This is a genomic window from Nocardiopsis baichengensis YIM 90130 (genome assembly GCF_000341205.1).
Lineage (GTDB): Bacteria > Actinomycetota > Actinomycetes > Streptosporangiales > Streptosporangiaceae > Nocardiopsis_A > Nocardiopsis_A halophila.
On the sequence record NZ_ANAS01000001.1, the window covers coordinates 128,678 to 142,900 of the forward strand.

Below are 14,223 nucleotides of genomic sequence, written 5' to 3' on the forward strand. Positions count from 1 at the left end.
TCACCCCCACCCCCGCTACGGAAGCTCCGGATACAGCGCCAGCTTCGGGTCGTCCACCGGGACGACGAAGCGGCGGTCCAGGAAGCGGTTGCCCTTCTCGCAGGTGGTCTCCGAGACGAACAGGCACACGTGGCACGCGGCGCCGTGCAGGAAGTCGGAGTGGGCCTGGGGCAGGCGCTCGCGGCACAGGGGGTCCGAGGAGCAGCGCATCGCGCCCTTGAGCGCCTTGTCCACCAGCGGGCCGAGGCGCTCGGGCTCGGCCTGGGAGACCAGGCCGCCCAGGGTGCCCTCGGCGTCGGGGACGGCGGTGTAGACGAGGATGCCGCCGCGCGGGTCCTCCTCGTTCCCGGCGTAGATGCGCTCGGACAGGCTGGCCGCGTTGTAGCCGCACTCGAGGGCGATCGCGCGGATCATCAGGTGGGACAGCGTGTGCAGGGCGATGTAGCGTGCACCCGGCCACAGCCGCATCGGGTCGAAGCCGCCGGGGATGCGCCCCGAGTAGCGGTTGATGCGGAACTGCTTGTAGGCCTCCTGGTGCAGGCGCAGGGCATCGCTGCCGATGATGCGCTCCTCCCAGCCGCTCAGCACCTCCTCGGGGACGCGGATGAATATCCCTTCGCCCCGCACCTCGCTGGCCGGGACCCAGGAGAGCTCGCCGCGGCTGAGCGGCGCGCGCGAGACCAGGTCCGGGTCCTCGGGGTCGGGGGCGTCCAGGCGGGTGAACGCGCGCAGCGCCCGGACCTCGCGCAGGCGCTCGGCCTGCACCACGTCGGAGAAGTATGGCGTCAGCGCTTCGGGGACGCCTTCGGGGGAGCGGTAGAGGGCGAAGTCGTCCGTGGGCTCCGGCGCCTCGGGGGCGGAGAAGATCTCCCACTCGGGGGTGAGCAGGTCCGGCTGGCCCTGCTCCTGTTCGGCGCCGGAACCACCGGAGGCTTCGGCCTCCTTGGCGGCGCGGACCTTCTCCACCATGGCGGCGAGCTCGTCGTCGCCCCACTTGGCGAAAGACTTCATCACCGGCGAATTCTCACGGGCCCACTCGTACATCATGGGAGGCAGCGTTGACAGCTGGTCCCAGTGCTCCTCCACCTTCATCTGAAGGTCGCTCGCCCCGCCCTCGGGGACCGACAGCACCGACAGGGTCTGGGCGAACCACTGGTTGGACGCGCCGACCACCAGGACGACCGGCCGCTGCTTGCAGCCCGTCTGCTCGAAGGTGCCCAGGTGGGGGTGGCGCCCCCGGCAGGCGGGCAGCTCGTCCCGGCCGCGCTCGCCCAGGGCGTCGCGGATGTTGCGCCGCTCCTGGCACGCCATGCAGCGGATCGAGACGTTGGCGCCGATGTTGCCGCCGCGGTCCTCCATCTGCAGCTTGGGCTTGGGCGCCTTGGGGCAGTCCGCGCCCTTGTGCACGAAGTGGGTATAGGGGAAGTCGTCGAGGTGGCCCTGGGAGCAGGCGAGGACGAAACGGGCGGCGACGGCCAGCGGCGGCTTCCCGCTGCGCTTCTTCGGGCAGCCCCGGTGGAAGAAGCGTGCGTCCTGGGGCCGGCGGGCCTTGTCGTTCTCGAAGTCGAAGGCCATCGAGTCGAGCGCGGCGAGCTCGTTGCAGGCCGTGCACCGCAGCCATGTCGGGAACGGCACCACCGGGACGCCGACGCGTGCCGCCGGGCCGTTCGGGTCGGCGTCCAGGCCGTCCAGCCACGGCGCGGGACGGAGTTGCTTGACGTGGCGGCCGTCGTGGAACTTGTTGAGCTCGCGCAGCAGCCGGGGCTCGGTGATCGGCTGCCAGTCGGGGACGTCGTCGTAGTTCCAGTCGTCCACGCCGCGCACCAGCACCGCGATGTTGGGCAGGTCCACCAGGGCGCCCACCCCGGTGGTGAACATGAGGTGGCTGGGGCGGACGGCGCCGACCCGGCGCCGGTACTTGCCGCTCTGGGCGCTCATCGCTTCCCCTCCCGGGCCTGCTTGGTGTCGAACGCGGACTGGCCGAGTTCGTCGGCGTCGTCTTCGGGGTCCGCAGCACCGGTGTCATCGCCGTCATCGGCGCCGCCCGGGGCGAAGGACCATTCCGGAGCGCCGACCGGCGGGTTCAGGAAGCGCCCGTCCCCGGGCAGGAGGAGGTTGACCTCGTTCTCGGTCTCGCGCATGGACATGCCGACGGTGGTCGCCATCCAGGGGCCCTCGCCGGGACGGTTGAGCAGTTCCACCAACCGGGTGGGGCCGGAGGACTCGCGGTCGTATCCCAGCCGTGTCTCCCCGGAGCGCTTGCGGTTCCACAGGTCCTTCAGCGCGTTGATGCGCTCGCCGAGGTAGGCCTTTCCACGTAGGCCCCCCACCTCTTCGGCGCGCTCCAGCAAGTGCTGGACCACGTCGTCGACGACATCGCCGTTGAGGTCCACGTCGTTGGCGTCGGCGTTGTGCGAGTACTCCTCGGCCAGGTTGCGCACGGCCGCCACGAACGCCGCCGCGGTGCCCCGGTCCAGCGAGCGGCGGGTGAACGGGGTGACCGACAGCGCCTCCACCTCGCGGTAGAAGGAGGCGTGGTAGTTCCGGAAGTCCTCGAAGTGCGCCAGGTCGCGCGGGCGGGTCCAGTTGTACAGCGTGACCACCAGGCCCGGCCGGCGGGCGTCGCGGCCCACGCGGGAGGTGGCCTGGATGTACTCGGCCGTGTTCTTGGGCTGCCCGGTCACCATCATCAGCCCGAACCGGGACACGTCCACCCCCACCTGGAGCATGGACGTGGCCAGCACCATGTCCACCGGGACGCGGCCCTCCCGGGTGCGCAGCATGCGCTGGTCCGCCAGCGGGTGGTATTCGGGCTGCTTGGGCCGCGAGCCGCTGCCGCGGCCGCGCATGACCGCCGCCCCGTGCTGGATGATGGTCCGCTTGCGGTCGGAGGTGTCCAGCTCGGGGTCGAACGGCACCTCCAGGCCCTTGAGGACCCGGCTGATGTCCCCCGAGGACACGCGCGAGGTGAGCTCCTGGACCTCCAGGAGCTGGGTGGTGCCCTGCAAACGGTTGGACAGCCCCTTCGCGCGGCCGTTGCGGCGCACCCGGGTGACCACGTCGTCGTCCACGTAGCGCCGCATGCCCGCCAGCTCCCGGGTGGCGTTGAAGTAGCCGACCGTCGTCATGTACGGGTCGGCCGCCTCGCCGTGCTTGTCGAACATGGTCTGCCCGGCGATGAGCAGGATCTCCGCCAGCCGGATCTCGGCCGACTTCAGCCGCACCCCGTGCGCGCACACGCCCATGTACCGGCGGCCCGGCGAGCTCTCCGAGATCGGAACCTGCCGGGAGAAGAAGGTGTCGGCCACGTCGGTGACCTGCGGAGGGAAGATCTGCAGGTCGCGCGCGAACACACCGCGCACCTGGGCTTCCGCGCGCTTGGTGGTGGCGGTGGAGGCCACGATCTTGGGCGCGGTGCGCGAGCCGTCGGGCGCGGTCCACGTGCACAGCCGGTCCACGGCGGACTCGAACAGCCCGACCGTGGTGCCCAGCGCCCCGGAGATCAGGTGCAGCTCGTCCTGGATGATCAGGTCCGGCGGGCGCAGCCGGGGGACGGGGCGGCTGGTCGCCGCGGGGTAGCCCGCCTTCGCGATGTGCCGGCTCCGGCAGTCGGTCCTGCGGTCCAGGTCGTCGTGGCGGAACCCGTGCCGGGGGCAGTACTCGCGGACCCGGCCGAAGAGCATGCCCGCGTACCCGCTCCAGGGGAGCCGCGCCAGCTTGTCCACGGTGGCGATGACCAGGCTCGGGGTGTACCGGTAGATCTCCTCGTCGACGGTGAGGATGGGGAGGCCGTCGGCGGAGGAGCGCTTGGAGAACGGGCAGGCGTCGGCGCCCTCGCCGTTGGGGCAGAACAGGCGCACCCGATGGGCGACCGGGTCGGGCTCCAGGTCGCGCTGGGCGGTCAGCTCCTCCCCGCACCACGGGCAGGCGAGCGTCTGCAGGACGTTGGTGCGCTCGCCGTGGCCGGCCTCGCGGGCGTCCCGGATCTGGTCCTCGGCCTCCTTGTACCAGTTGGGCGAGACCCCGCCGCCGACCCACAGGCCGATGCGGAAGGGCTCCTCGCCCCAGGTGTCGGGATCGGCGCGGCGCTCCACCTCGGCGGCGCACACCAGCGAGGCGGCGCGCTGGAACTGCTGGGCGGTGAGCAGGCGCAGCGTGTAGCGCATGAGGACGGCGACCCCGGCCATCCCGGATCGCGCGTCCTCGCCGGAGCCGACGATGCCCTGGAGGCGGCGGATGGCGAAGGTGAATGCGGTGAGTCCCAGGTAGGCCTCGGTCTTGCCGCCGCCGGTGGGGAAGAACAGCAGGTCCACGAGGGCGCGCGGGGAGGCGGCCCGCTCGGGGTGCGAGGGGGAGGCCAGCGAGGGCAGGTTCAGCAGTACGAAGGCGAGTTGGAAGGGGCGCCAGGAGGCGGCGGAGGGGCCGCGCTCGCGGACGGCGCGCTCGGCGTCGGCGTAGGAGCGGTCGCGGTCTTCGCGGAGCCGCCCGATCTCGGTGTGGCGGCGCTGGTCGGCCATCACCCGGTTGGCGAAGCGGAAGGCGCGCAGGGCGTCGCCGTGGCCGGGCGTCGACGGGTCGGAGAGCAGGTCGATCCCGGCGCGGATGCGCTCGGCGGCGCTGCGGGCCTGGAAGACGGCGGCCTCGGCGGTGCCGCGCAGCGACTCGGGGAGGCCGCCGATCTCGGCCTCGCGCTCGTCCAGCCAGGCCGAGTAGCCGTCGGCGAGCGGCGCCAGGCCGGAGGCCAGCTCCTCGGGGGAGGCCGCGGCCAGGGCGTCCATGGACAGCTCGGTGCCTTCGAGCGGGGTGCCTGGACCGGAGGGGGCGCTGGTCGGCGGGACGTCGTAGGTGGGCAGCCAGGTGGTCTCCAGCCTGCACGCCCGGCGCAGCTCGGGGTCGGCGTTCTCCTTGACGGCGACGTTGCGGCCCCGGGCGTAGGAGAGCTGGTTGCGGTAGAGCAGACGGAGGCGAAGGTCTTCGGTGTCGGCCTGCGGAGGGGCGGGCTGGGCCGGGTCCAGCGGGTCGTCGCTCGGGAGGAAGACGGGGGAGCCGCCGTCGCGGGCGGTGACGGCCAGGCGGGTCTGGAACAGCCAGGCCGTGTCGGGCGTGGTGGAGGGCTGCTGCTGGCCGTTGATGAGGGTCAGCTCGACGGTGCGGCGGCCGTCGCGGGGGCGCACGGCGACGTCGAGGTAGACGCCGGGGGTGTCGGTGTCGGCGGCGGTGAGGCCGATGCGTTGGTTCCGGTCGCCGTCCAGGCGGACCTCGCGGGAGTAGGTGCGCGGCTCCCGGGCCCAGGTGGTGCGGGACTTGCCGTCCTCGTCGGTGATGGTGCGGCGGGAGTACTCGCCCCAGGAGGCGGTGACGGAGAGGGCGTCGGTGTCGTCGGCGACGGTGAACGCCAGGCCCATGGAGGAGGCCCAGATGTGCCCGAGGTTCTGGGTGGTGACGACGTCGGGGAGTTCGCCGCCCTCCTCGCCCTTGGCGCTGCCGCCGACGCCGGCCTCGGTGTCGGCGAGGTCCCCGGCGTCGGCGGTGTGCGAGGCGGCGGGCTTGTCGCGGGGACCGAGCATGCCGACGAGATAGCGCTCCCGGGGGCCGCGGGCGCGCGGGGCGAACTCCTCGTAGTCGCCGCCCCAGGGGCCGAGGAGGTCACGGGCGACGAGCTCTTGGAACTCGTCGCGGACCTGGTAGGAGGAGGCGCCGCTGAAGGTCTGGGGGGTGTCGAGGCGGTCGATGAGCTCCTGGGGGTCGGTGAGGGCGGGGCCGGTGCGGGGCGGCTGCTGGTCGGCGGGGGCGTCCTTCCCCTGCCCATCCTGCGCGGAAGGCGCGGCGCCGGCCGCGTCGAGGGAGGTCTGCTCCCCGTTGGGGTTGGGGAAGAGCCCGTCGGAGGACATCAGAACAGCGTCCCTTCGTCGTCGGCGGCCTTCTTCTTGGACTTGCCGGTCTTCTTCTTGTCGTGGAGGCCCTGGGCGACTTCTTCGGCGTAGCGCTCGTGGTTGAGTTCGAGGAGGCTGTCGAGGACTTCGCGCTGGGCGGCCGGGCCGATGGTGTAGCGCGTCTCGCGCCCGCCGACCTTGTGGAAGCCGTGGTCGAGCCCGCCGACGGCCTCGATGCGCTCCTCCCAGCCGTAGGCGCGGATGGTGGCCTCGTCGATCTCGCGGTGGATGCGGCGGAGTTCGACGATGTCGTCGTCGTTGCAATCGGGGTCGAAGACGAGGTTGTAGGTCTTGGTCAGGCCGGAGTCCCGGGAGAGCATGACGTCTCGACGGTAGGAGTCGAGGCGTTCGCCGAGGTCCCGCAACTCCTGGGTGAGCTCAGGGAGAGGGAAAGTCTCGAAGACGTCTGAAGGAGAGTAGTTTATTCGAGTCTCCAATGTTGAAGTGTATCTAGATGACCACCAAAAATGTATTGCGCTTGAGAGGGTAGCGAGAAATGCGTCATCGTCACTCGCGAAAATGGCAAGTCGATGCGCGAAAACTTGCCCGGTCGGCACCTTTACTGGGATCATTACCTTGCTGACGATTGTGAGAGCGATTGTCCAGGCGAGGTGCGAGAGTTCACGATAAAGCCCTGGTCTTTTATCGGCATATTGCCAGTACTTTTGAGGTAGCGGGGATCGAAGTTTAAACGACCCGTCTTCGGTTATTCTCTGCCGCTCTGGTTTGACATTCGTTTCGATTATCGAAAACGGCTTTGTGTATGCCTTCGCTTCCTCCTCTTGCCAGTTGTGAAAATTGATAATCGAGCGGCTTGCCGAGAGGTCGGGTCGATTGTTAAGATCCTCGCCATTCAAATACGGGAATACTACTTCCAAATTCTTGCGATCTTCGCTGACGAGGAAGCGCGCATCTTCATGTGAAATAATGAATCCAGTGCCAAGCACGTAGGAGCCAATAAAAGCCCTATTTTTATTGAGGTGAAGTTTTCTTGGTGTGCCGCGTGTGCGTGCTGCTGGGGTGAGGGTCGACGCTATCTCGGCTACTGCTGTGTCGTCGATGCACCTTTTTGCGACGTCTCCGAGTCTGGTGTGTGTGAACCAGACGGCAGAGTATTCAAGGGCGGCGCTCTTGGAAGGCCAGGGAGAGCTTTTTACCGCCTTATATATAACCGTTCCATTGTCGATTATTTGGTCTAGTGAGACCTCACGGGTGTCTCCTTGTGAAACGGTGTTCGTCGCGATGAGGCCAGAAGTTCCACTCTTAGAAATCAAAGTATCTGCACGCAGGAAAAAATATGCGACGAGATCAGCGTTTCCTCGAACCGCTCCCCCAGTGTATTTAATGAGATTCTCTCGATAATCTCTTCCTAGTGTCCCGGCAATCTTTTTTCCGCCCAGGAATGGAGGATTTCCAATTATTGCATCAAATCCCCCACTTGTGGAGACTTCGGGAAATCTTAGTGGCCAGTGTAGTGGTGAGCGCTTGAAAGTGTGTCCTGGCTTATGGGTTCGCAACCACTCACTCGCCTGTTGTTTTGCCTCGGGTTCCGCCTTGTTCAGTCGTCGTGCCAGGTCAGCTGCAGTCAGTGTTGCTTCTCTCTGTTCTCGATCTCCGCGTCCTGCGGAAACCAAGGCCGAGCCAACCGTCAGGTCTGCTAGGAGGTGGGCCCGGGTCACTTCCAGTTCTGCATCCGCCAGGAGTTTGCGCTTTCGACTCAAGCCTTCCAAGGTCGATCCGTCGACCTCCGCGATTTCACGCCGTCGTTCAGCAACTCGGCTGACAAGCTCCCTCGCTCCGGCAGTGAAATCCACTATCCCACGCTCATGGATCTTCCGTCCTTGCCTGGGATCCATATGCATGTACTCAAGCTGCTCCAGCGATGTGATCCCGAGCAGCGAGTCCCCGGCCGCCAACCTGTCGTCCAAAAATGTGAACGGCCGCTCCGGTGCCATCGACACCAGCCACAGCGACAGCTTCGCCATCTCCACCGCCATCGGGTTAATGTCCACCCCGTACAGGCAGTGCTCGATGATCTGGCGCCGCGCCTCGATCACCACCGGATCCTCATCGGCGCTCGCGCCGTCGCTGCCCGGTGTGTAGTCGCGGACCCGCTCGTCGCCCTCGTTCGTCCACGCCTCGAGGAGCTTGTCGCCCAAATAGCGCGCCGCCGCCACCAAAAAGGCAGCCGACCCCATCGCGATGTCCGCGACCTTCAGGTCCAGAATCTCCCGGCTGGACTTGAGCTTCCACTCGTCCTTGTTCGCGGTCTGGAGCGGCCCCGGCTCGTACACCAGCGGCTCAAGCGCCCCTTCGACGACCTCTTCCGCCAGGAACCTCGGCGTGTAGTGCGTCCCCGTGTTCTTCCGCAGCGACGATTCCGTCACGTACAGCTCGCCCGGCAGCACCACGAACGGCAGGCCCCGCAGGTCCTCCCGCAACACCCCATAGAACGGCATCAGCCGTTCCACCAACGCCTGGTCGTTGCCGACCGCCGCCTGAACCTTCTTCCGGGCCTCTTCCTTCTCCACCCCGGACAGCGGTGTGAGCTTCTTCTCCAGCGCGCGGGCGGACCCGATCCCCGAGTCCTTGAATTCCGCCGCCAGCTTGGCCGCCAGCGCGGGAACGTCGGCGCACTGCGCGGCCATCTCCTCCAGCCGTCGCAGCTCCACCTCTTCCTCGGCCCCGACCTTGCCGGTCAGTCCGACCGTCTCGCTCTCGGCCCGGTATCCGTCGAAGGACAGCAGACCTTCGTACACATACCCGATCTGCTCGACGTCCAGCGACCGGAACGACAGCGCCCGCCGCTCCTTGCTCTTGCCCTTGCCGACCACCACGTACTGCACCGACCGCAGCATGTGCAGCACTGTGCGGTCATCGATGAGCAGCGGCATCCACGGGAACTCGTCCGGATTGAACAGCGACCCGTCGTGCGGGTGCATCCGCAGGCGCGGGTGGTCCACGCCTCGGTACACCGCCTCGAACAGGGCCAGCAGCCGGTGCCAGGCCGTGTAGGTCTCCTCCAGCTCGTCCTCGCTGCCCTCCAGCGCGCGCTGTTCCAGCTCCGCGCACAGCCGGCCCGCCGAGTACGACTTCAGGTACAGGTCGTTGTCCGAGGGCAGCAGCCCGCGCTCCTCAGCGAACAGCAGGAAGACGACGCGCATCATCACCGAGACCGCGCCCCGGTAGACCTCGTGCGCCTCGACCTCGGACAGGTCGGGCTCGCCGCGCTCGCGCAGCTTGGTGTCCGCCCGGCCGAACGCCGCGACCAGCAGCTCCACCGCCTGGCGCACCTGCACGCCCAGGGCCTCGGTGATCTCCTCCTGCCCGTCCTGGCTCTTGGCCAGGAGCCGGACCAGCGTCTCCTCGTCCGGAACGCCGAAGAACCGGCGCCGGCACAGCAGGGAGTGGAACGCCTCCACCACGTCCCGCTCGGCGCGCTCGTTCCACACCGCCGTGTCGAACACTGCGGTGGTCGTCACGCCTCCGCGCGGCGCCCACACCAGCGCCCACCAGCGGCCGTCCGTGGCCAGCCCCAGTTCCACCCCGTGGTGGCGGCAGAGCTGCGCCACCCGGTCGGCCGGGCTGGCGGCCCACGCCTCGCCCTTGATCCGGGCGGTGGGCTGCTGGCCGGGCGGGCACACCAGTCCCAGCACCCGCACGGTGTCCGGCTTGACGGCCTCACCCGGCGCGGTCAGCACGAACGACGGGACGACGCGGGTCTCGTGCTCGGGGACCTCCAGCGCCAGGGCGTCGAGCGCGGCGGCGTCCGTGTCCCCGCCCCCGTCCTCGCCCGTGTCGCCGTCGCTCGCGGAAGCCGCCCCGACGCGCTCCGCGCCGTTCCCCTCGGCACCCTCCTCCGGGCTCCGGGCCGCCAGGTGCAGGTCATCGCCCCACGCCAGCATGTCCGCGAGGAGGTAGCGGATCCACGCCTCCTGCCCGGCAGTCGTGGCCGAGGCGGCCTGCCAGCGCGCGTGCTCGCGGCGCAGCCGGGCGCGCTCCTCCTTGTCGAGCGGGTCGAGTCGCGCGGGCCAGGTGGCGCGCAGCACCGGCAGGGTCAGGAACGGCCCGTCGACCTCGATCAGGCTCAGCCAGTTGCGGTGCTGCTCGGCGCTGTCCTCGCCGGTGGTGCGGCGCCGGCGTGCGGCGGTGGTGGGTGCGCTCATCGGACGGCCTCCCGCTTCGGAACGACGAAGACGACGGCGACGGGGAAGGAGTGCGGCTCCTGGCGGCTGTAGCGGGCCGCGATCGCCTTCAGCTCGCGGTCGCGCTCGGCGGCCAGCTCGTCCAACCGTTTCTCCCAGTTCATCCGGTCCTTCCGGTACTGTTCGCGCTCTTCCTTGCTGGTGCGGGTGATCTCCGCCGTGCTGAACAGCGCGTTCTCGGCGTCCGCGTCGTCCTCGGCCAGCGCCGCCCGCAGGGTGGCGCTGAACCGGTCGATGACCTCGGTCGCGCGCTCGCGCTCCTCGGCCTCGCGCTGCTCCAGCCTGCGGCGCAGCGACTCCAGCCGGGTCTCCTTGCGCCACTCGATCGCCTTCATCAGGCCGTCCGAGGCGCGGTCGGTCCACCGCTGGTGGATCCGGTGCCAGACCGGCCCGGCCAGCGGTGTGCCGTCGGTCAGTCCCCGGTCGAGCATCCCGCGCAGCGCGCCCAGGTTCTCCAGGCGGCGGAAGCGCCCGCCCTCGGGCAGCCAGCCGCCCGCGTGCAGCACCTCCTCGTGCAGGCGCATGCCGTCGGCCCCGACCAGCACGAACCGGGAGAAGGCGCCGACCAGAACGTCCTCCAGCTCCGGGTCGTCGCTGACGACCGCGGTGACGCGGTCCAGGCCCACCTGGTCGTTGGAGACCGCCGTCTGGAGCAGGCGCGTGGACATCGCCACCAGAGGGTGGTTGAGGTGGGCCAGCACCACATCGTCGCGGCCCTTGGCCACCTCCGGGTCGAAGGTGACGGGGAGCTGGCGCAGCGGCTCGTCCCGCTTGCGGCCGCGCCCCTTGCCGCCGTCCGTGGCGCCCGCGGCGGGCTTCTCGGTCAGGCCCTCGGTGGCCCGCACCCACGAGCCGGTCAGCGGCGGGACCTCGAACAGGCCCTCGGCGAAGTGCTTCTCGTCCACATGCGGGCGGAGGGACTGCTGGCGGGCCAGGCCCAGCGCCGTGTCCACGACCCGCTTGACCCGCACGGGGGTGATGCCCAGCTCCTCGACGGTCCGCTCCAGCTCGGTGCGGACCCGCCGGACCTGCTCGCGGACGTTGGCCTCGGACGGCACCCGGTCGCCCTTGGCGCCGGCCGCGTCCACGTCCACCGGCGCGCCCTGGCCGAGCATCCGGCGCTGCACGGCGTCCGAGAGCACCGCGTTGACCGACCCCAGGTCCTCCTCCATGCGGGCGACCTTGGTGGCCACACGGGACAGGAACTCCAGGTCGGCCTCATAGGAGTCGACGGCCGTGTCCCATCCGGTGCCCACGAAGTGGCGGATCTCCGGGGTGCGGGTCTGGCCGTATCGGTCGATGCGGCCGATCCGCTGCTCCAGCTTGTTCGGGTTGAACGGGATGTCGTAGTTGACCAGGCGGTGGCAGTGGCGCTGGAGGTCGATGCCCTCGCTGGCGGCGTCGGTGGCCAGCAGGATGCGTACCGGGTGCTCGGACGGCTCCTTCTGGAAGGCCACCCGCAGCCGCTCCCGCTCGTCGGTGCCCAGGCCGCCGTGGAGCTCGGCCACCCGGTCACCGCCGAGCCCTTCCTGGCGGAGGAGCTCGCGCAGCCAGTCGAGGGTGTCGCGGTACTCGGTGAACACGACGACGCGCTCGTTGGTCCAGTGCCCGCCGGGCTTGCAGACCGCCGTCAGGTACTCGATGAGCTTGGACGCCTTGGCGTCGGGCAGCGCCTCGTGGTCCCGGGCCCATTCGAGCATGCGCTCCAGCAGCGCGGTCTCGTCGTCGTCCGGGTCGGGCTGCATCGGTCGCGTGCGGTCGAGGGCGTCGTCCTCGGCCTCGGCCAGCTCCTCGTCGTTGTAGGCCGCGGCCTCGTCGTAGAAGTCCTCCATCCACTCGGGGACCTCGTCCGCGCCGTCCCCGTCGGCGAACGGGTCGAGCGGCCGCCCCTTGGCGCGCAGCGTCTCCAGGTAGACCTCCACCGTGTGCGCGAAGGCGGCGGGGCTGGAGAACAGGCGCTTCTTCAGCAGGAGGGTGACCAGGTCGGTGGCCTTGCGGCCGCGGCGGGTGGTGAGCTTTCTGCGGCGAAGCTCGGCGAAGCGGGTGAGCAGGCCGTGGATCTCCCGCTCGCTGTCGGGGTAGTCGACCGGCAGGGAGCGGGCGTCCCGCTCGACGAAACGGGGGTTGCCGTCGGCGTCGGTGATGTCGCGCTTGAGGCGGCGCACCACCGTGTCCTTGACGGCGGCCGGGTCGGGCTCGACGCCGCGCGCGAAGCGCTGGTCGTCCAGGACCTCCAGCAGCGCGGTGAACGAGGCCTGGTAGCCGTTGTGCGGGGTGGCCGACAGGAACAGCCGGTGCGTGAAGTGCGGGGCCAGGCGGCGGATGAGCTTGGTCTGCTGGGAGTCCACCGCGTAGACCTGCTTGGGGGCGGCCGGCGCCACGTGGTGGGCCTCGTCCAGGATGAGCAGGTCGAACACGCGGTCCTCGGGGCCCATGGCGCCGCCGACGGGCAGGACCTCGTCGAGGAGGCGCTGGGCTTTGGGGCCCCGCAGCCAGGACAGGCTGACGATGGTGAGCGGGTAGACCTTGAACGGGTTGGCCGCGCTGCCGTAGGCCCGGCGGACCTGGGCGCAGCGGTCGGAGTCGATGACGGTGAAGTCCAGGCCGAACTTCTCGGCCATCTCGTCCTTCCACTTGACCGTCAGCCCGGCGGGGCAGACGACCATGATGCGCTGGGCCCGGTGGCGCAGCAGCAGCTCTTGGGCGACGAGCCCGGCCTCGACCGTCTTGCCGAGGCCGACGTCGTCGGCGAGGAGCTGGTTCACGCGCGGGGCGCCGACCGCGCGGGTGACCGGTTCGAGCTGGTAGTCCTCGATGGCCACGCCGGAGCGGAAGGGGGCCTGGAGGGTGCGGGTGTCGGCCGAGGTGACCGCCGACCAGCGCACCGCGTCGAGGAAGGCGGCCAGGCGCTCGGGCGGGTCGAAGCGGTCGGGGGAGACCGGCGGGAGGGAGCCGCGGGGGAGGACCCGCCGTCCGGGCTCGATCTCCCACAGGACGCTCAGGGTCTCGCCGTAGCGGCCGCTGTCGGTGTTCTGCAGGGTCACCAGGGTGCCGCCGTCGGCGTGGTCGACATCGCTGACGACCCACTTCTGTCCGCGGACGGCGACGAGCGATCCCGGGGCGGGGCGCTCTTCGGTTGTGCTGGGCATCGCCGGACTTCCTGATCGCGCTTGCTGGGCGCGCCCTCGCGGGGAGGACGCGGGGCGACGCGTGGCCAGAGGAGGTGTGCGGGTTCACCGGCCGTGGCTGCGGGCAGCGTCGGATGAGCCAACAGTAGCGAGTGTGAACTATGTTCACAACCAAAGAATGGTGAAGCGGGGCGCCCGGAAAAGAGAAGGGACGAAAGTCCTGAGCGGGGCGGGGTGCCGCCGAGGGGGTGCCACGACCCCCGCGGGAAGGGGGATCCGGCCACCGTGCCTCTCCTGCGAATCCTTTCAGGAAGGGCGGCGTGCTCCGAATCGTCGGGGCGGGAGTGGCCGGAGGCGGCCAGGCGGCGGCTTCCGGAAAGCGGGGCTGGTAAGGGCCTCAGGAGGTGGTGTCGTCGCCCAGCGCCGAGAGGAAGGCGTGCCACTCGGAGGAGGGGAACCCCAGCACGGCCCGGTCGGGGTGCTTGGAGTCGCGCAGAGCAGCTCCGGCGCGGATGTGGGCGACCTCGACGCAGTTGCCGTTGACGCCGCTGTAGCTGCTGGTTCTCCACTCCGGCTGCTTCGGCACGGTTCTCACTCTTCCAGGGCTTCCTGGACTTCTCGGATCAACACCAAGGTCGTGAGACTGTTCGCAGCTCTCTGAGCAGCATGAAGCGCTTGCGGCCGGCAGTGGACACGGGTAGTCGCCGTCCGTATGCATGTTGGGGCCCGGCCAGGCGGCCGAGCCCCGCGCTCGTCTGCCTAACGCTCACCCTCGAGCGATCTTAGAAACGCCGTCCACTCGGCGCTCGGGAACTCCAGGTGGCCCCGCTGCCGGTTCATCGTGTCGCGCACGGCGCTCATCCCAGGGACGTCGGCGACCTCGACACAGTTCTGGGGAGTGCTATAGCTGCTCTTTCGGAAACGGAGCTCTCGGAGGGGACTCACACTCATCAGCCT

General features: G+C 69.6%; 6 protein-coding genes. All 6 read right to left on the reverse strand.

The window, feature by feature from the left end:
* Positions 1 to 15: 15 nt before the first annotated feature.
* Positions 16 to 1,938 carry an MrfA Zn-binding domain-containing protein gene (drmB, locus tag C892_RS0100555; protein ID WP_017555568.1) on the reverse strand — a complete coding sequence of 641 codons (1,923 nt, stop codon included), beginning with the start codon at positions 1,936 to 1,938 and terminating at the stop codon, positions 16 to 18.
* Positions 1,935 to 5,891, reverse strand: a complete 3,957-nt coding sequence (gene drmA / locus C892_RS0100560) for a DISARM system helicase DrmA (RefSeq protein WP_017555569.1) — start codon at positions 5,889 to 5,891, stop codon at positions 1,935 to 1,937. The genes drmB and drmA overlap by 4 nt, the downstream gene beginning before the upstream one ends.
* Positions 5,891 to 10,099, reverse strand: a complete 4,209-nt coding sequence (locus C892_RS0100565; RefSeq protein ID WP_017555570.1) for an Eco57I restriction-modification methylase domain-containing protein — start codon at positions 10,097 to 10,099, stop codon at positions 5,891 to 5,893. The genes drmA and C892_RS0100565 overlap by 1 nt, the downstream gene beginning before the upstream one ends.
* Positions 10,096 to 13,287: a DISARM system SNF2-like helicase DrmD gene (gene drmD, locus C892_RS0100570; protein ID WP_017555571.1), complete on the reverse strand. Its 3,192-nt coding sequence runs from the start codon at positions 13,285 to 13,287 to the stop codon at positions 10,096 to 10,098. Before drmD ends, C892_RS0100565 begins: the two co-directional genes overlap by 4 nt.
* A gap of 376 nt (positions 13,288 to 13,663) precedes the next feature.
* Complete coding sequence (locus C892_RS31695) at positions 13,664 to 13,852, reverse strand: DUF397 domain-containing protein (protein WP_017555572.1); 189 nt, start codon at positions 13,850 to 13,852, stop codon at positions 13,664 to 13,666.
* Positions 13,853 to 14,025: 173 nt separating this feature from the next.
* Positions 14,026 to 14,217 carry a DUF397 domain-containing protein gene (locus C892_RS30240; RefSeq protein WP_083934295.1) on the reverse strand — a complete coding sequence of 64 codons (192 nt, stop codon included), beginning with the start codon at positions 14,215 to 14,217 and terminating at the stop codon, positions 14,026 to 14,028.
* Positions 14,218 to 14,223 lie beyond the last annotated feature (6 nt).

Bases quoted from the DNA above. Each gene is read 5' to 3' on its own strand.
- drmB (WP_017555568.1), bottom strand. From the start codon at position 1,938: ATGAGCGCCCAGAGCGGCAAGTACCGGCGCCGGGTCGGCGCCGTCCGC.
- drmA (WP_017555569.1), bottom strand. From the start codon at position 5,891: ATGTCCTCCGACGGGCTCTTCCCCAACCCCAACGGGGAGCAGACCTCC.
- C892_RS0100565 (WP_017555570.1), bottom strand. From the start codon at position 10,099: ATGAGCGCACCCACCACCGCCGCACGCCGGCGCCGCACCACCGGCGAG.
- drmD (WP_017555571.1), bottom strand. From the start codon at position 13,287: ATGCCCAGCACAACCGAAGAGCGCCCCGCCCCGGGATCGCTCGTCGCC.
- C892_RS30240 (WP_083934295.1), bottom strand. From the start codon at position 14,217: ATGAGTGTGAGTCCCCTCCGAGAGCTCCGTTTCCGAAAGAGCAGCTAT.